Here is a 17064-nt window from a genome sequence, read left to right as displayed (position 1 = left end):
GATTACATGAACAGATGATAGCACCATAATCCATATCATTGCCTCCAGCCAGCTTCATTAACTCGGTATTCTCCCTGCTTCCTTTAGGAATTTTTGTGGAACTTGCATGTATGTACATGATGCCCCTATAATCAGTTTTCCAGCTACGGGTTTCAATAGACTTAACCCCATTTTTTATTAGTTCAGCATATGGCTGTGTTAGGCTAAGTGCTTTCAAAAACATCACCTCTTCAAATATGATATTATTAAGAATGACACACATAGAAAAACTCTGCAATCATCATTTTGACAATTGCAGAGTCGCTCAACACTCATTATTTGGCTGTGAATAGTAACACCAAGGAAGATCTTGTCCATTCAGACACAAAATATTGAGTATCTGAAAAAAATCCCGGCCCACGTTCCGGCGCGCCGACCCGTGGCTGAGCCGTGTCCTAACGGTAGTAAGTAAAGTGGCAAGTGGTGTATTCCTGCGCATAAATGCTCCGTCGTACTCACTTGTTGGGGCGTATCCCCAATCCCCTCGCATCAGATTTTCAATCTGACTAAGCTCTCTTCGCGAGCTAAAGGCACAAAAAAAGAAGGGACACTACCATCATCTTTCTGATAGTAATGTCCCTAAAAAAATCATCGCGTCTGTTCGCGTGTCCTGTTCTGATCCGGAGTCTTTTCGATCCCCAGGATCTTATCGATGTCATATTTTGCAGTCTGATATGTCTGCATATTTTTTCTGACTTCCTTGTATTCGGAGTAGGCCGCTTTCTTTTTTGCCAAAACTTTTCCGTACTCATCGCTGAGTTCTTTTACAGAAGGAAGTTTTCCCTTGTGCCTGTTAAAAGAATCTTTGGCTGCCTTGTGAGTCATGATCTCTTCCTTGTGCTCAGCAAAAAACTGTCTGCTGTAACCAGACTGTCTGTACTGCTGATAGATGTCTTTTGTCTTGGAGTAGTCAATGATCTTACTCTTAAGTTCTGAGATTTCCTTAAGACGTTTCTCGTAACCCTTGATCTGATCACTGAGCTCAGAGAATCTATCGGAAGTATCTCCGGCTCTTTTCTCAAGTTCATTGTAAGTCCTAAGTCCCTGCTCCTGGAAAAAGAGAAGTGCCTTCATGACATTTTTGACGTTGTACTTTTTCGCCCAGAGTTCATAGCCGGGACCTTTTCCCTTTGCAATAACCTCCTGCATGTTAAGGAGAAGGTCGAAGCTATCCTCTCTGTAGGAGGGCTTGGCTTTTTCTTTTGGAGAAGTGTCTTTTCTCTCTTCTACTCCTCTTGCCACACCTTCAAGTTTCTGATGCAGATCTTTTTCCGTATAGCCATCTCCAAGTGAACGGAACCTGATGAATCTGGTCTGACCATTTCCTCTGACGGAAGTGTGCTTGCCTCTCTTGATCTCATACCCCTGCTCGGAGAGCTTCGACAGCAGCTCATCAAATGAGCCTGGCTTTTTGGAAAGAGCCGTGTCGATTGCTTCTCTAATTCCATCGCGGAATGTGGGTCCTCGCTCAGCATGTATGTAAGTTGTCTTACTGTGATAAGGCTGAGGCGCTATAACTGACAGACCATTTTCCATACAGATAAGATTGGAAAGTCTCCCCAGGGCAATGCCGGAATAAGAAAAATTGGTAAACTTCCTGTCGCCCTTAAGAGTCGTGGAGTTGAAGATCACATGGTTGTGAATATGATTTCTGTCGGTATGTGTGGCCACAATAAATGCATGACTGCCCTTGGTAAATCTCATGGCTGTCTCATATCCGATTCGATTTGCTTCCTCCGGCGTGATCTCCCCGGGCTTGAAGGACTGCCTGATCTGATAAGCGATCACGTCTCCCTTTTCTTTTCCGTTTGCCACTTCGTAATCTCTTTTGGACAAAAGAAAGTCCTCGTTAACAGTCCTTGGATTACAGGCATAAGCTGTAACCAGATTCCCTTTTTCCGTCTTGTCCGGATTCATTGCGTAATCCGTTCTTTCCTTGAGGCACTTCGCCAAAGTCCTTCCCTTGGTGGCGTGAAGTGCAATTAGTCTTGTTGCTGCCATAGCGATTCCCTTACTTGATAAATGATAATCTGAAAAGAATTTCCTTTAGTGTTTCCCATATTTCATCCAGCTCTGCCCGGAGCTGTTTTATGTCCTGAAGATATATACAGCCGGTCTCTTCTGCTTTCTTTTCAAACTTTTTAAGCGTATCAGTGTATTCGCCAAGAAGCCTTTCCACTTCTTTTATGTCTGACAGATCCAGCATGATGACATGACCATCGATGGCCATCTTTCTCATGTAAGCGCTGATTTTTCTGACACCGGCCAGTTCCATTTTCTGCATGATCTTCATCCGTTCTTCAGGAGTAACCCGGACAAAGATCCTTCCCTGAGATGGTTCTTTCATATCACAGCACCAGCTCAGGAGCAAAAGACTTGCAGGGATGATCATCGGGTTCGTGCTTACACTCGTGGAGTTCTTTTAAAAGAGAAGTCTTCTCTTCCCTCTCCGTGATAACTTCATGGAAATGATCTTTCCCAATTGGCTTCTCATCTTCATCCGGAATGCCGTTGGCGTTGTTATCAATCATGGGCTCATTTTTATGAGCGTCCTCAGGGAGATTATTGATAACACCATCTCCGATCATGTTGTCGTTCTGCTCCAGCTGATCTTCAAGGCCCCTTCTGACATTTCCGATGATGTTAGGGTCCTGTTCCTGTGGAAGTTTCACCGGCTGCTCCACTACCTCGGGTTCCGGTTCAGGTACTTTTCCGTTAACGTCGTCCCACTTTTCTATCGGTGTTCCTGTTTTTCTTTCCATACAATCATCACTCCCCTTCTTTCTTTTTCCTTTGAGGAAATCGGATCTCGAAGTGAGGCCTCTGCTCCTCATCCACAGTCAGATCCACGTAGCAGTTAAAAGAGTTCCCGGTTCTCTTGGATTTACATCCATCAAGCTTGACTGTCCCGCAGTTAAGAAGCTCATCTGCTACTTCCCTGGTCATTTCTTTTCCAATTGCCTCAAAGAATCTGTTGTTCTTCCACAAACCAAAACGGCACTCCATATTGTTACAAAGAAAACCTTTCTCTCTTGCAACAATGTGAGCGCCGCATACAGGACAGTTGCCAACTACATCATCGTTCGCATAGGCCTGTTTAGTTCCACTGCCGTCCTCAAAATTTCCAAATGGAAGTTCGTCTCCAAAATCGGCAGCATCCTTCCATCCATCATCTATACCACTCATTTCGTGACTACCTCCTTCTCTTTACCGGCAGCTTTCTCTGCCGTTTCGTTTTTTATCTGATCCTTTCGGATATTCAGGTTATCCAGAAGAGACTGCTTAACTCCGCCCCATCCATCAGGAAGGATACGGACTGTACCCAGTATCTTTCTGCCAACATTTCCTGTAATTCCTGACTTATCGGCAACAACTCCATCTGCATTTTTCAGTGGCGTGTCACCCTCATGATGGCTCTTCTCAATCCCTTCTTTGGACTTAACACCTGCCTGTTCCTTCGCATATTGTTCCAGGAGCGCCCCCTGCTCCGGACTCATCTCCTGAGTCTTTTCTTTATCGATCATCATGTCTTCCACAGATTTGATGATCATGGAAGATGTTGACCTGATGGTTCCAAGAGCACTCTTTAGTTCCTTAAGACCTTCATCCGTGGAATAGGATGCCAGATATGGAAAGCTGTAGGAGCTTGTATCATAGCCAAAGAAGTTAAGGACAACTGCTGCAGTTCCTTCTGCCTCAATCTCTTTCCTGTTCTTATTGATTTCTTTTCCCGGATCAGCATGAAGCTTGGCATGAACAACTTCGTGAAGGCAGGTCTTGAGAGTCTGCAGATCACTCATCCCTTCCTGGATTGCAATCCTCTTATCCTGCACATGGTAATAACCTTTGGCTCCGGTCTTAATATCTTCAAAACCAATAGGTACAGGACTAATATCTTTGATGATATCCATGAGAATAGTGAACTTGTTTACATCACCCTTAAGCTCATTGATAGCAAGCTGCGGAAGCTCTTTTCCCTCAGTCTGTGAAACATCAAAGGTAGTCTCTGCCTTATAGCTCATGACATTGATCTCCCTGGTCTCTTTCACAGGCTCTCCATCTCTATCAAGAATGACTTTTCCGTTGGCATCAACCTTGTCCACTTCTTTCTCAATCTTGTAAGGCGCGGGTGCGATGACCCTGATACCCCGCTCGCCTTTCTTCACATAACGCCCCATATTCTTCCAGCCGGTATAGCTCTGACAGAGAGTTGCATCAGGCTTTTGCATGGTGATCAGGATGCAGTTATTAACTGAGTAGTGCGGAAACTTGGCCATTGTAGCTAGAAGGTTTTTAAACTCTGCGCTATTTCTTACACCTTTAACGCCAACCTCAAGCTGATCTGTCAGTTCTTTAAGCCTGTCCTCCCGGCTCTTAAAATCAGCTTTCTGCTCATATGATTTCTTTTCTGTTGCTGTTTCAGGCATTCAAGTCACCTCCTCACTTCTTTGTCTTGTCCCCGTTAACTGAAGAAGGAGCCTTTTTGTCAGGCTCCTTCTTCATGTCTTTACTTATTTTTACTGCAAAGATAGTTAATCTGCTTTTTCGTGCCATCACTCATCCTCCTCGTCGCGATACCCTGCTGCGATATCCCACAATCTTCCGAAGAGATCCTCCTCTTCAAATGCAAAGCTGATATCGCCCTTAAGCTCCTGGACATATCCCCTGTAGTTCATCATAAATTCTTTTGTCTGAACCACCAGTGACATAACCTGAATGATATCGCCATTTGTAAGCATGTAAATCTCGTTGGTGTCATAAACTACGGTTACGCCATCATTGTAGGAAGTATCTATGTCTTCATAGATCTTCACTGCAGGAAGATAGAACAGCTCTGAGCTAAGGAGTTCCCCTTCCGAATCATATCCGAAGATGTTTGGAACAAATGCCTTGAACTGACCAAGGATTTCAGGATAAAGATTATTGGCATACTCTTCTGCCAGCGCGTTTATGATGACGTCCTCATCTTCATCCTTATATTTGTTGTAATCATCTTCGTTATAAAAACCTTCAATCAGCTGATCATATTCCAGGAATCCGAAGAGCTTTGCCAGCGTTACCTTTAGCTTTTCTTTTGAAAACTCTTTTTCAGTTACTCCCATCACTCATCCTCCTTATCGCTTTCCGCATCCTCAGGCTCTTTTTCCTCTTCAAGCTCTATCTCATCATCCTCGGCACTTATGCTCCTGAGATAATCATCATCGGTATAGTCCTGATCAGGATCTATCGCCTTGGACTTCTTCTTGGAGTTCTTGGTTGAGGTGTAATACATGAATCCGCCGGCAATTCCAAGTCCGATCACAAGTATGATCGCCATAATTCCATTTACATTGACCGGGTCTTTCTTGGGTTCAGGTTCTTCCTTGGGCTCAGGTTCAGGTTCCGGTGTAGGCTGAGGCTGTGGTGTCACCACTTCAGGCTCTTTTTCCTCTTCCTTGCCTATCCCTGTAACTTTTATATATTCGCTGACCTGGTCATCATCCATGAGGGACAAAAGATCTGACTCATCCACCATGTTCAGGAAATGAACCTTCTCATTGCCGTCATCATCACGGTCGATGATGATGTAGAAGTAGTTGCCGTTCTTGGTCATTACAGTTATGAACTGCTTGCCTCCTGCTTCAAGAGATCCATAATCATCCACAAGCTCCATGTTGCCGTCAGGAGTAAGTGGTCCCCACTTTTCCTCTATCTCAGGCTCTTTTCCCTCACAGTTGTGATAGTCCTGTTTACAGAGCTTGCAGTTTTCATCCACGTGATCCTCTGTACACTTCGTCTCGCAGGTGCAGTCATATCCACCCGCCATGGCAGTTACAGGTGTAAAACAAAAAAGTGACCCCATAAGAGCCACTGAACATCCAAGGACTTTAGCCTTGGCAGCTATTAACTTAAAAGCTTTCATCTAAGATATCCTCCACAATTCCTTTGTTTTCTTTTTTTGCAGGAGCTGCCGGTTTTTCCTCAACTCCCAGGTATTCTGCAAGCTGCTCAGGAGAAAGCCCAAGCCTTTCAACAATACCGACCATGCTGCTGGCCTCTTCTGCCTTGAGCCTTTCATTGACTTCATCAAGTTTTGCCTTGGCTTCATTCAGTCTGGCCTGCGCCCTGTCCCGGTCGGCCCTGAGTCGTTTTAACTTTTCAAACATAACTTTTCCTCCTTACGGTATACGCCCATATTCTAAAAAGTGTGATTGCCAGTAGGGCGTATTGATATTTGAGTAATGCACCGGATTTCCGGCGTGAATCATCCAGCCACCACCCACATAGATTCCAACATGACTGGCTCCGGACACTTCATAGGTTCCCTGGAAAAAGACAAGATCTCCGGGCTTTGCCTCTGAAGACGGAACATAATCTGTTCTTGCCCTAAGACCATTAGCCGTAAGTCTTCCAAAGTTCCATCCGTTACCACAGTGATTGATGACCCAGCTGACAAATCCTGAACAGTCAAAGCCGTCAGGACTGTATCCACCCCAGACATATTCCACGCCCAAATATTTCTCAGCCTCATGAAGCATCCTTGCAAATTCTTCATCTGAGAGATACTCTCCGGGAACGTGATGTTCATCACTGTCGCCTTCTCTGCTTCCGGGAATACTGTAGATATCATCCTCGCCGAAGAGATACATCCTGTTACCGTAGGTTTCTTTTAGAACTTCGTATCGGGCTATATCATCGTCAGTGAGTCCCAGGTGCTCTGTCACATAGTCAAGGCCGTGATTAACAAGATAGATATTGCAGATGTAATACTCATATTCCTCTGTGTAGGTGTAGTCTTCGTAGTATCCGCCTTCAGCGTAGGAATCATCTTCTACCCATCTGGTGTCTTCTACTTCTCTTTCCCTGGTTTCAACCTCTTCCTCATAGGTGATTTCATACTGCAGCTCAAGGATCTCCTGTAATTTTTCCTGTACCTCATCTTCTCTGTAGGCCTCGAATATCACTGTTAAAAGAGCTGCAAGTTCATAGGGATTATGACCAACCTCATCAAGGTAGTAGTTGATCTCGTCATAGTCCGCATGGTCCTCAGCTATCTCATCGATCTCATCCTGCAGACCCTCTTCCAGTTCTTTATAATCATCTTCCACCGCAAGGATATCTGTGTCCTCCGCGGTGTAGGATGTTATGACAGTGACATCTCCGCCGCCGGAAGCAATAGCTCCGCAGGAACTAAGAAGTCCAAAGCAGATAAGTACTATCAGAAGAACCAGCACAATAATGATGCTTATCGCAGGATTGTCCTGAACAAATTCAGTAATGAATTCACCGATAGCTCCAACAACGTCTTCTGCCTTCTCAGTTATCTTCCTTCCGATCTTTCCGCCATTCTCAGCAGCTTTAGCCTGTCTTTCCATCATTTTTCTCTGAATTTCTCGACGGGCCTTTTCCCTGGCTGCTTCTTTGGTTTCAGCACTTACTTCCTTCCGGCCATGAACTTTACTGCTGTACTTGCCATTCTTTACTTTGGATGTAACATGGCTTGCTGCACCACTGGCCACATAGCCTCCTGCCTCGAAGACTTCTTCAGATACAGCGCTCTCGCCTCTGTTATCTTCCGATGAATTAACCACATCCGACATAATGTCAGCTGCAGCTACTACTCTTGATGCCGTCTCAGAAATACTTACCGAACTTTTACTCACAGTTCGTTCTTTCTTTGCAGCTTCCTGGGATTTTCTCACCTTTTCGACTTCAGATGCTTTCTTCTGAGTCTGCTTTCTGAGCTTTTCACGATGATTCTTTTCCTCAAGCGTCTCGCTATTGTCAGCCTTACCGGTCCTTAGTTTTTGTCCGTAGTATTTGCTGGCTGAATCCTTGTTCTTTAATTTATTTGCATGCACTCTTGGTGCATTATCCTTCTGGTCTCCGGGATTCTTATCCCTTGGAGGATTTCTTGTATATAATCCTTCAGCCATGCTCATCTCCTTTGGTTAAACCGCATTTTCTTTTTCCGCAAACTTGGTTGTAAGAACCTTGTAGAGTTTTGTTTCCTTAGGGAATCTGTCAACGAATGGCAGGATGACATTGCCATAAAAAATAAGCCCTTCACCCTCTCCCGAATGTGTTACATACGAAAGCTGGTGCGGACTTATGTTAAGCTGTTTAGCCAGGATTGCCCTGTCTCCGACCGCCTGATTGAGCATCAGGATAAAGTCGGAATTCTCAAATATGTTCTCTACTTCCCTGGAAGCAAGCAGATCTTTGACGTTCTGAGTAACGCCGGTCGGCATGCCTCCCCACTTACGAAATCTCTTCCAGATCTCAACTGTGTAGGCCGCAGTCTGTTCCTCACGAAGTAGCAGGTGCATCTCATCCATTATGTATCTTGTGGACTTTCCTGCCTCTCTGTTCTCGGATACTCTGCCCCAGACCTGGTCCTCGATAATGAGCATGCCTATCTTTTTAAGCTGCTTGCCAAGATCCTTGATATCAAAACAAACAAGCCTGTTGTGAAGTTCCACGTTTGTCCTGTGGTTAAAGACGTTAAGAGATCCTGTAACATAGATTTCAAGGGCGGTTGCTACATACTTAGCCTCTGGCTCCTCCTGTTGTAGGAGCAGATTGTAGAGATCTTCCAGTATCGGAATATTCTCAGGACATGGATTCTCAAGATATTTTCTGTAGACCTGCCTTACACATCTGTCTATGATTGTCTTTTCCGCAGGCTGCAGACCATCTTTTGAACCCATGATAAGCTCGCAAAGAGACAGGATGAAATCCACCTTCAGCATCACCGGATTATCGTCTTCAGAATAATTCATGTTGATGTCCATTGGATTTATGTACTGATCCGATGTTGGACTTATCCTGATAACCTGCCCTCCAAGGTACTCAACCATTGGTCTGTATTCTGCTTCCGGGTCCGATATGATGATGTCATCGTCTGTTACCAGGAAGGAATTTACTATTTCCCTCTTTGCGGCAAAAGACTTACCGGATCCGGGTGTTCCAAGGATAAGGCCGTTGGGATTCTTAAGGAGTTTTCTATCCACCATGATAAGGTTGTTGGAAAGAGCATTGAGCCCATAATACAGTACTCCTCTGTGATCCTGAAACAGTTCCTGTGTCGTGAAAGGCACAAAGATCGCTGTACTTGAGGTTGTCATACCACGCTGTATATCCACCTCGTTATAAGCAAGAGGAAGCGTACTGACAAGTCCCTGCTCCTGTTGGAAATCAAGTCTCACTAGATTGCATGAGTGTTTCTGTGCTATAGAAGAAGCCTGAAAAATATTATTATCCAGCTCTTCTTTTGTCTTTCCCGTATTCATCACAATGAACGTAAGCAGGAACATTCTCTCATTCTGAGACTGCAGCTCTTTTAAAAGAGCCTTCGCATCCTTGCCATATGTAGCAAGGTCTGAGGGAATTATCTCCATGTCATATCCGGCGCGGACCGCCTTCTTCTGTTCCTCAATCTTGGAGCGGTCCAGCTCAGTTATGGTGTGCTTGATGGTCTTGATTGCCTCATTCTGGTCCACGGACTGCAGATGCATTGTGACGATCTGACTTGATTCCATTCCCAGGAAATCCGCCAGCATCCTATCACTTATATCAGAAGCATCTATGGACAAAAAGCTCATGGCACACCAGGTATCTCCCATCTTGAAGTATCTGCCATTAGGAAATTCAAAGGAACTTGGAGCAATAAAGTCTTTTACCGAAAGTCCTGAGTTTACAAGATACTTCCAATCGAAGCGGAATTTACCCGTCTCACCCATATGCATCTGTCTGTGCATGAGTTCAAGGCGCTGAGCCCCATTAAGAGTCTCGGCAATTACACCAAGTCGCTTGAAGTTATTGAGGATATCCACCTCAATATGTGTAAGCCTTGGCTTTGCAGACTTCATGGAATCCGCATGAATTCCGAAAGTTATGTACTTCACCTTGGTCAGACCATTATTTCCTGCCTGCATGTTCTTTAATAAGATTCCGGAATATTCATCCCTTACATCATTGAATCTGTCTGCCTGATGAGGAATCGCAATCTTTTTCTCAAAATCTCCTACTTCAGTTGCGAAGTTCATAAAGGACAGCTGGAAATGAACCGAGCTGTCAAAAAAGTTAAGAAATCCACACCATTCCTCAAAGATTTCCGTCTTATCCTCCTGCTGTGCCAGCTGGTAGTTGATATCCTGGAACTGAATGGTCTTGGTGTAATAGTCCTCCCCCACTCTGCAGATTCCATCCGGAAACATTCTCTCTAAAGGAATTGTCTGCTGGGATGTTCTCGGCGTCCCATCGTTTTTCTGGGCGTTTTTGATTATCTCTTTTACCTCTTCCTGCTGCTTTCTGTTAAGACCCTCAGGCATGATAAATTCCCTGGTATTTTTATTATTCCTCCACGGAAGCACGAACAATTTCTTCCACCTCCTCTTTTACTGCAGCACATCTATGAAGCGCCGCGTAGTAATTATCCGTTCTGTACGGACGTTTCTTTGGCCTTATGAATACGGCCTCTATGAAATGCCCGAGATAGACTTCCAAAGGTCTTCCATTCTTTTCATACATGGCAAAAAAGAATATTGGCATCATAACAACCATCATTCCCATGACTGCCACGTTTATCTCAGCCACGCTTTTTATCAGAAAAAAAGACGGTACTCCTATGAGCGCCGCCACCGAAAAGCATATGATCTGTCTTTTTGTCAGATTGAAAATAACTTTGCTTTTGACCTTCGTAAGATCTCTCGGCACGCTTACGTACGAAGCTGCCATTTTTTCTCCTTCCCTGTTAAATGCATTGTAAGATTGACTTGGATACTGAACTTGTCTTAAAGAGCGAGAATGCCAGAAGGATCGTATATCCTACAACTCCCCAAAGGGATCCGACTATATCGCTTGAAAAAGCTACTGACTGGATCAATACTGCATATATTCCTACACAGATCATGATCAGGAAGCCCTGAAAACCAAGAGCGAAAAGACTCTTTACATAGTTCATACCCATTGTGCTCTGATCCCTGTTTCCAAATGTTGCAAAAGGAATTGGCGCCATAGAAACATACATGTATATTTCAATCATCCTCACATAGATAATGACAAAAATGATCCTTGAAAGGACCAGGATAGTCACATAAATAATTGATACCTGCAGAAACAGGCCAAACAATTCAAATACGTTCATCGTTTCCAATGTGGACTGAAGGCTTGAAAGAGCTGATGAATCAATTGCTGTTGATGCACCAATGACTCCACCGGCACTTGCAATCACATGCCCGGCAACATCAAAGACAGCCAGCGCAAAATCGAATGTATGCGTAATGAGCTCAACTGCAACAAATGTCTTAAATATCCATTTGAAGATAAACCAGGTCTCAAAGCTTGCCAGGTTGTTATAACTGATGATCAGCTGTATCAGCTCATAGCAGGCCACAAAGGTCAGTATTATACCCGCTATGGGCATTATCACCGTCTCAGACACGTTCCTCACCATACTGAAAACTCCCGGCGAAAAAGCTGATGGCGTCACAGCCACATCTGAAGCTATGCCTGCCACCTGATCATTAACGTATCCAAACATACTCTGAAAATACTGCATTAGGACAGGGATTATAAATTCTTTGATATGTTCTTCAATTTGCTGGATTACTCTATCCACAACATCCCTCCCATATCTTTGCCAGCTTATCGCTGGATGTAGTTAAAGAAAGGCTGGTCAGGAGTTCTCTCCCGCCAGCCTGTACTTTCTCAATATTCAGTTGTCTTTTTTGCTTCTCTTTTCGCAGATCAGAAAAGTCCTGCAAGAAGAGGTACAAGTGTTGTGCCAACGAGGGCAACACCACCGCCAGCCATGAGCTGCTTCATTCCCTGTGACTTCGCGCCAGGATTGTCATTGCCATATCCTTCCAAAAGGTTGATGGCGCCCCACACTCCAAGGCCTGCGCCTAATGCGATAACGATTGTCTGCAGTGATCCTACTGCACTCTGAAAAAATGCCATAATTGTGAAAACCAAAAACGCAAGCAGCTCTATGCCGCCTGCATTCTTGGTTATCCTCCTTCCAATATTTTTTGTTGGTTAGCGACACCCCTCGTATTCCGGGATGCCGGTTGATAGTTACTGCCAGAGCCCGTCGACTGGCTTCTGGCGTGCGATCGCACATGCCTGTTTCCAGGCATTTATAGGAAAAGACCTTTTGAGTCTTAATCCTCATCTGTTACTTCAATTACTTCATACTCATCATCCGGTTTAAGCACCACTTTGTGGCTAAGGAATTTCTCCACATCAAACCAGTTCTTTTTGTCTGCATCCGCAGTTAGTTTGTAATTTGGATGCTGTGTAAGATCGTATTTGTCCGACAGGAAGGGTCTCACTCCCCTAACCTGTACAACGCACTTTGAACCGTCCATTACAGAGAGCTCATCAATACTCATAAGGTCACGGCCCAGTTTCTGATAAGTCAGATTGTAGGTGGGCTGATTTCCTCTGGTCTCACCTGTGTAATAGTGGTCGATTGTCTCTTTTCCCAAAGTAGCGTTGATATCCTTTAAGGTAGACTGCTCTGTACCACCCAGGAATATCTGTGAATCGCAGTTGGCGCAGATGGTCTCTGCATTATCTTTGTAGATAGCTTTCAGCTGAGATTTAGCCTGAAGCACAAGCGCCGCCGATATCTCACGACTTCGGATTGTTGCCATAAGCTTCTCCAGATTTGGTATCTGTCCGATGTTCGCCGCCTCATCAATGAGGCAGCGCACGTGGACAGGGAGCTTTCCGCCATATACATCATCTGCTTTTTCGCATAAGAGATTAAATAGCTGGCTGTAGATGATACTGATCATAAAGTTGAAAGTACTGTCATTATCAGACATGATAAGGAACAGAATTGTCTTTTCATCTCCGATGGTATCAAGCTCCAGCTCGTCATAACTCATAATTTCCCTTACCTGGGCAATGTCAAAAGGAGCAAGTCTTGCACCACAACTCACAAGAATCGATTTAGCTGTCTTGCCGGCAGCGAGTTTGTACTTGGAATATTGCCTTACTGCAAAGTGGTTTGGATCTTTTTTCTCAAGCCTTTCAAACAGGATATCCACCGCATTTTTGAAGGATTCATCATCCTCTCTGACCTCCATTGAGTTGATCATCTCAATCAGCGTATTGAAATTCCTCTCCTCTGCAGGGGCCTCATAATAGATCATGCCGATCAGCGCCGTGTAAAGAAGCCTTTCAGCTTTCTCCCAAAACGGATCGGTGGGCGAACCATCACCCTTGGTGTTAGCCATAAGCGTGGTTACCAACTTTAAGATGTCCGACTCTGAATGGATGTATTCGAAGGGATTAAAATGCATGCTCTTCTTGAAATTGATGGTATTAAAGACCTTTATCCTATACCCGGCCTTCACAAAAGCGTTCCCGACCTCTCCAATGAGCGTTCCCTTTGGATCAGTTAAAACATAGGAACTGTGAAACTGTAAAAGATTCGGCTTAATAAAAAACCTTGTCTTACCTGAACCGGAACCGCCAATCACAAGAACGTTCTTGTTTCTGGCGTACTTTGGATCAGGAGGTCTTGAATTCATAGTGATCTTCTCTGTCTGTGACAGGATCACATTATTTGCAAAGACCGGGTCCTCAAAAGGCTCTATATCCTCATGTTTTCCCCACCTTGCTGAGCCATGCTCTTCTCCATGGCGAAACTTCTTGGCATTCTTGCTTTTGATATAAACTGCAAGACGAAGTCCTGCTCCACAAGCAATGCCAACAGCCAGGTCTAATGGATGAAAGCTTGGAAGCATGTTGGCAAAGGCAGTTTTAAAGCCTCCGTACAATATAAGTCCCTGAACCTTCTCAGACATATTGCTGCCCCAGGCGATTCGCCAGGCTTCACCAAGATTCGTGCAAAAGAGTCCTACAGCAAAGTAAGGGATGTTTAGTATGATCTTCTTTTTTATCTTTGAGGTCATCTGACAATCTCCTTGTTCTTTACTTTCTCCTTGCGGGGATGCTTTGCTATTTCCTCCTTGAGCTTACGGATCTGATTGATGAGACTGGGCTTTTCTTTCCTCTGCTCACGTTTTACAACTTTATCCGAGTACTCTTTTACCACGGCAGTTATAGCGTCCATGTCCTTAGCTTTGAAAAAGCAGTTGTAGCGCACTGGATCAGAAGTTTTGTCTTTTACGATGGCAAAATCCACTCCATACTTGTTGGCAATGCGCTTGAAAGTCCTAAGGCTCTCGCCGCTCACCTCCATACTGGTTGCACCCTGCCCCTGCCTTATAAGTGTTTTCACGCTCTGCTTTCCGGTCTGCTTATGGTGTTTGTAAGCACGAACAACTGCGCAAAGCCCCTTCCAGAGAGCCTTAGCCGACACCTTGCCTGTCCTTATCACGAATCTCACAACATCTCTTGATGTTTCATCTGTCATAGACAGTTATCCAGCCTTTCTTAATGCATTATGCTCGTTCATGATCTTGGCCATACATGGAAAACAAAAGGTAGTTCCATTTCCGTAAGGACATGGAGTTTTGCAATTATGTGGTTTAAGATTCCCAACCGGGATAGGATTCATTTCTCTTGAGCTGTTTCTTGCACAGCTGAGTTTATGCTTGCTTGGTTTTCCTTTATGCATTTGAGTTTCTCCTTGTTCTATGAAAATGTATTTGGTAAAAGAAAGGCACCAGTCCGGGATATACCACAGGCCAGTGCCGATCATACCTTTTCTATCTTCTGTAATCAGCCAAGACTCTTACCGTCTTTGGACTTTTCTCCGATGTCAGCATCCTTGTGAGGTGTCTTGGAAGCCTCATCCTTTGCCGCTTTAAGATCTCCCAGGAGAGATTTCTTTTCCGAAGCCTCATGCCCTCTGGCCTCCTTAGCAGCCTGACGCTCCACATACTTCTCACCAAGCTCAAAGACCTTTTCCTTGGCATCGTAGTGATAAACGTTGTCTGTCAGCTGCTCGGAAGGATCCACTGTAGTAGCGTTTACTTCTCTTACCATCGACTCAAGATGACGAAGATCCATTATGCCGTTGTCAGGCACGATCAAAATTTCATGGATGCTGCTGGGTAAAATGAAGAAGGACTCACCTCCAACCCTCTCCGAAGCTTTCTCCATGAAATTTTCGTAAGCAAGGACTCCGGCGCCATGTACATTGCCTTCCACAGATGCAACAAAAATCTGCTCCTGCTCAGGTGGGATGTTAAGCCCCAACATCTCAAGATCCTGAACCCCCATCTGCTTTGCAAGAACTTCGCACATGCCCTCAATTACAAGAGGTCTCACCTCAGGTGCTGTCTTCATTGCGTCCGCATGAAGCTGATCTGCGGTAATCCCATAATTCTCAAGCATCTGATTCGTAACAAGGATTGTTCCTGAACCCGCAGGTGTTTCGCCAAGTACAAAGCGATAAACCACTGACATATCCTCAATATCTTTATGAGGAACTGTATCAAGAAGCTCAGCGTTTCTCTCCTTGGAGACGACCTCCATTGCAAGTGTACCTTTCATCTTGTCATAGTCCTTGAAAGAATCCACATCAAACTCCGGCTGGTTTCTAAGAGATCTGTCCGCCAGATCAGTTGCTCCCTTTGCAATGTTTTCGTAAGAAACGCCGCTCTCGTAGTCCTGATAAAGAGTGGTTGCATTAAGGCTGACTCCTACTTCGCTGTCTGCAGGCTTTACTACGATTGCCTCATAGCTACCGTTCATTCTTTCCGCTGTACGGTGCTCGACTTCAAAGTCTGTTCCGGTCCTAGCCTCAAGTGTTTCCTTAATATCTCTGGCAAGGTTTTCTCTAAATGTCTCAAAATCCATTTTGTTTTCTCGCTTTCTTTTGTATTTTTGAGCATAGAAAAAGACGCAGCTCCAATCCTTCGATCAGAGACATGCGTCTTTGGTTAATGGTTATTCTTTTGCAAAAGAAAAAGCCAGGAGATGAGCTGCTTCCCTGCTGCTCATTTCTTGGCGCATTATAACAATATCACATCGAAAATCGGCTTTCAACGCAAAAACCATGCAAATTTCATGCATCTTAGTGACGTTTTGGCATTTTTAGTGACGTTTGGTAGGCAGGCTTGTTTCTATCTTCAAAAAGCTTCCTGATCCGTTCTTCCTGCTCTTTTTCAGACTGCTTGCATGCTTTTTTAAGAATAGGTATGCTTATCGTTATTCATTTTACTAAAATGTTTATGCCACCGGTAGGATTTCCTCACATATTGCACGGATCTCTTCACTGAAAACAGTATCTTTTGGCCAGATGAAGGTAAAATCATGTTTTACCCTAAAGTCGTCAAGGGGGATTGTTTTCAGATATCCGGACTGCAGTCCGGATGCAACCGCTGCTTTATATAAAAAGGTGATGCCACAGTCTTTTTCAATAAGGCTTATTATGGCATGCATGTTCTCCACCTGGATAAAATTCCTAAAATCACTTGTAGAGTAATTGTTCAGGGCAAGAGCTCTTTCTAATATATTGCGCGTTCCTGAACCGGGTTCTCTTATAAGAATTCGCTCGGGAAAGAGATCTTTTATCACGCGCGGCTTCTGAGTGAAAGAGTGCTTTGCCGAACAGACAGAAACGAACTCTTCTTTGCTAAAAAGCAGCGTTTCATAATCATTTTCAGGAAAATATCCTTCTACAAGTGCAAAATCTATAACCCCCTCGGAGAGTTTTTTAAGAAGCTCCGATGTGTTGCCAAATGTAATCTTAAGATTAGTATCCGGGTGATTTTTTATGTAATCACTGATCGGATCAGCAATTATGTATTCTCCTATGGTCATGGTGACACCAAAAGAGATGTCTTTTAAGCCATGGTTATTCTGTGAAAGTATTTCTTTGAGACTTTCATCATCATTTTTTATCTGATTCATTTTTTTATACAGGAGTTTTCCGTTGTCAGTTAGAAAAAGTTTTTTTCCATCCTGAGTAAACAGCTTTGTCCCGTATTCATTTTCAAGATGATGTATGTGCTGAGAAACAGCGGGCTGAGTAATATTCAGCTCCTTAGACGCCTTGGTGAAATTGAGGTGTCTGCAAACGCAGAGGAAAGTATCTATTCTGAAATCCAGCATAAT

The 17064-nt window shown here is 44.2% G+C and carries 19 protein-coding genes; all 19 read right to left on the bottom strand.

The window, feature by feature from the left end; translation table 11 throughout:
• On the bottom strand, positions 1-217 hold a 217-nt coding region (locus tag G632_RS20725), incomplete at its 3' end, for an ASCH domain-containing protein (protein WP_155828924.1).
• Between the two features lie 410 nt (positions 218-627).
• Complete coding sequence (locus G632_RS0117870) at positions 628-2040, bottom strand: relaxase/mobilization nuclease domain-containing protein (protein ID WP_022770893.1); 1413 nt, start codon at positions 2038-2040, stop codon at positions 628-630.
• 10 nt (positions 2041-2050) lie between these two features.
• Entirely contained in the window at positions 2051-2386 is a 336-nt protein-coding gene (locus G632_RS0117865) for a plasmid mobilization protein (RefSeq protein ID WP_022770892.1), read from the bottom strand.
• A gap of 1 nt (position 2387) precedes the next feature.
• Positions 2388-2801 carry a hypothetical protein gene (locus G632_RS0117860; protein ID WP_022770891.1) on the bottom strand — a complete coding sequence of 138 codons (414 nt, stop codon included), beginning with the start codon at positions 2799-2801 and terminating at the stop codon, positions 2388-2390.
• Positions 2802-2808: 7 nt separating this feature from the next.
• The gene (locus G632_RS0117855) at positions 2809-3225 is read right to left on the bottom strand and encodes a DNA topoisomerase III (protein ID WP_022770890.1); all 417 of its coding nucleotides are present in this window, start codon (positions 3223-3225) and stop codon (positions 2809-2811) included.
• Complete coding sequence (locus G632_RS20720; protein ID WP_022770889.1) at positions 3222-4466, bottom strand: ArdC-like ssDNA-binding domain-containing protein; 1245 nt, start codon at positions 4464-4466, stop codon at positions 3222-3224. The genes G632_RS0117855 and G632_RS20720 overlap by 4 nt, the downstream gene beginning before the upstream one ends.
• 126 nt (positions 4467-4592) lie before the next feature.
• Positions 4593-5141 (bottom strand): hypothetical protein, encoded by a 549-nt coding sequence (locus G632_RS0117840; protein ID WP_022770887.1) that lies wholly within the window; start codon positions 5139-5141, stop codon positions 4593-4595.
• On the bottom strand, positions 5141-5941 hold the full coding sequence (locus G632_RS20715) for a DUF4366 domain-containing protein (RefSeq protein ID WP_022770886.1): 801 nt from the start codon (positions 5939-5941) through the stop codon (positions 5141-5143). The genes G632_RS0117840 and G632_RS20715 overlap by 1 nt, the downstream gene beginning before the upstream one ends.
• Complete coding sequence (locus G632_RS0117830) at positions 5928-6185, bottom strand: DUF4315 family protein (RefSeq protein ID WP_022770885.1); 258 nt, start codon at positions 6183-6185, stop codon at positions 5928-5930. The genes G632_RS20715 and G632_RS0117830 overlap by 14 nt, the downstream gene beginning before the upstream one ends.
• A 12-nt stretch (positions 6186-6197) precedes the next feature.
• The gene (locus G632_RS20710; protein WP_022770884.1) at positions 6198-7955 is read right to left on the bottom strand and encodes a C40 family peptidase; all 1758 of its coding nucleotides are present in this window, start codon (positions 7953-7955) and stop codon (positions 6198-6200) included.
• Between the two features lie 15 nt (positions 7956-7970).
• Positions 7971-10352: a VirB4-like conjugal transfer ATPase, CD1110 family gene (locus G632_RS0117820; protein WP_026512694.1), complete on the bottom strand. Its 2382-nt coding sequence runs from the start codon at positions 10350-10352 to the stop codon at positions 7971-7973.
• 22 nt (positions 10353-10374) lie between these two features.
• The gene (locus G632_RS0117815) at positions 10375-10758 is read right to left on the bottom strand and encodes a PrgI family protein (protein WP_022770882.1); all 384 of its coding nucleotides are present in this window, start codon (positions 10756-10758) and stop codon (positions 10375-10377) included.
• Positions 10759-10774: 16 nt separating this feature from the next.
• Positions 10775-11641: a VirB6/TrbL-like conjugal transfer protein, CD1112 family gene (locus G632_RS0117810; RefSeq protein WP_022770881.1), complete on the bottom strand. Its 867-nt coding sequence runs from the start codon at positions 11639-11641 to the stop codon at positions 10775-10777.
• Between the two features lie 128 nt (positions 11642-11769).
• Positions 11770-11982, bottom strand: a complete 213-nt coding sequence (locus tag G632_RS0117805) for a Maff2 family mobile element protein (protein ID WP_022770880.1) — start codon at positions 11980-11982, stop codon at positions 11770-11772.
• A 203-nt stretch (positions 11983-12185) separates the two neighbouring features.
• A complete protein-coding gene (locus G632_RS0117800) occupies positions 12186-13949 on the bottom strand; it encodes a VirD4-like conjugal transfer protein, CD1115 family (RefSeq protein ID WP_022770879.1) in 1764 nt (587 codons plus the stop codon).
• Positions 13946-14413, bottom strand: coding sequence for a PcfB family protein (locus tag G632_RS0117795; RefSeq protein ID WP_022770878.1), 468 nt, complete (start codon positions 14411-14413; stop codon positions 13946-13948). Before G632_RS0117795 ends, G632_RS0117800 begins: the two co-directional genes overlap by 4 nt.
• Positions 14414-14419: 6 nt before the next feature.
• Entirely contained in the window at positions 14420-14617 is a 198-nt protein-coding gene (locus G632_RS0117790; RefSeq protein WP_022770877.1) for a hypothetical protein, read from the bottom strand.
• 104 nt (positions 14618-14721) lie between these two features.
• Positions 14722-15804 carry a DUF5688 family protein gene (locus G632_RS0117785; protein WP_022770876.1) on the bottom strand — a complete coding sequence of 361 codons (1083 nt, stop codon included), beginning with the start codon at positions 15802-15804 and terminating at the stop codon, positions 14722-14724.
• A gap of 372 nt (positions 15805-16176) precedes the next feature.
• The coding region (locus G632_RS0117780) for a LysR substrate-binding domain-containing protein (protein ID WP_022770875.1) at positions 16177-17064 on the bottom strand (888 nt) is incomplete at its 5' end.

Origin of the sequence: Butyrivibrio sp. NC2007 (genome assembly GCF_000421405.1) — a bacterium.
In the GTDB taxonomy this organism is placed as follows: domain Bacteria; phylum Bacillota; class Clostridia; order Lachnospirales; family Lachnospiraceae; genus Butyrivibrio.
Note: the sequence above shows the minus strand (reverse complement) of the source record. Positions and strands in the feature narration are given on the sequence as shown.

Excerpts from the sequence above, each read along its gene's own strand:
- G632_RS0117790 (WP_022770877.1), bottom strand. The coding sequence starts at position 14,617 with ATGCATAAAGGAAAACCAAGCAAGCATAAACTCAGCTGTGCAAGAAAC.
- G632_RS0117785 (WP_022770876.1), bottom strand. The coding sequence starts at position 15,804 with ATGGATTTTGAGACATTTAGAGAAAACCTTGCCAGAGATATTAAGGAA.
- G632_RS0117800 (WP_022770879.1), bottom strand. The coding sequence starts at position 13,949 with ATGACCTCAAAGATAAAAAAGAAGATCATACTAAACATCCCTTACTTT.
- G632_RS0117805 (WP_022770880.1), bottom strand. The coding sequence starts at position 11,982 with ATGGCATTTTTTCAGAGTGCAGTAGGATCACTGCAGACAATCGTTATC.
- G632_RS0117860 (WP_022770891.1), bottom strand. The coding sequence starts at position 2,801 with ATGGAAAGAAAAACAGGAACACCGATAGAAAAGTGGGACGACGTTAAC.
- G632_RS0117815 (WP_022770882.1), bottom strand. The coding sequence starts at position 10,758 with ATGGCAGCTTCGTACGTAAGCGTGCCGAGAGATCTTACGAAGGTCAAA.
- G632_RS0117830 (WP_022770885.1), bottom strand. The coding sequence starts at position 6,185 with ATGTTTGAAAAGTTAAAACGACTCAGGGCCGACCGGGACAGGGCGCAG.
- G632_RS0117820 (WP_026512694.1), bottom strand. The coding sequence starts at position 10,352 with ATGCCTGAGGGTCTTAACAGAAAGCAGCAGGAAGAGGTAAAAGAGATA.
- G632_RS0117870 (WP_022770893.1), bottom strand. The coding sequence starts at position 2,040 with ATGGCAGCAACAAGACTAATTGCACTTCACGCCACCAAGGGAAGGACT.
- G632_RS0117795 (WP_022770878.1), bottom strand. The coding sequence starts at position 14,413 with ATGACAGATGAAACATCAAGAGATGTTGTGAGATTCGTGATAAGGACA.
- G632_RS0117855 (WP_022770890.1), bottom strand. The coding sequence starts at position 3,225 with ATGAGTGGTATAGATGATGGATGGAAGGATGCTGCCGATTTTGGAGAC.
- G632_RS0117840 (WP_022770887.1), bottom strand. The coding sequence starts at position 5,141 with ATGGGAGTAACTGAAAAAGAGTTTTCAAAAGAAAAGCTAAAGGTAACG.
- G632_RS20720 (WP_022770889.1), bottom strand. The coding sequence starts at position 4,466 with ATGCCTGAAACAGCAACAGAAAAGAAATCATATGAGCAGAAAGCTGAT.
- G632_RS0117865 (WP_022770892.1), bottom strand. The coding sequence starts at position 2,386 with ATGAAAGAACCATCTCAGGGAAGGATCTTTGTCCGGGTTACTCCTGAA.
- G632_RS20710 (WP_022770884.1), bottom strand. The coding sequence starts at position 7,955 with ATGGCTGAAGGATTATATACAAGAAATCCTCCAAGGGATAAGAATCCC.
- G632_RS20715 (WP_022770886.1), bottom strand. The coding sequence starts at position 5,941 with ATGAAAGCTTTTAAGTTAATAGCTGCCAAGGCTAAAGTCCTTGGATGT.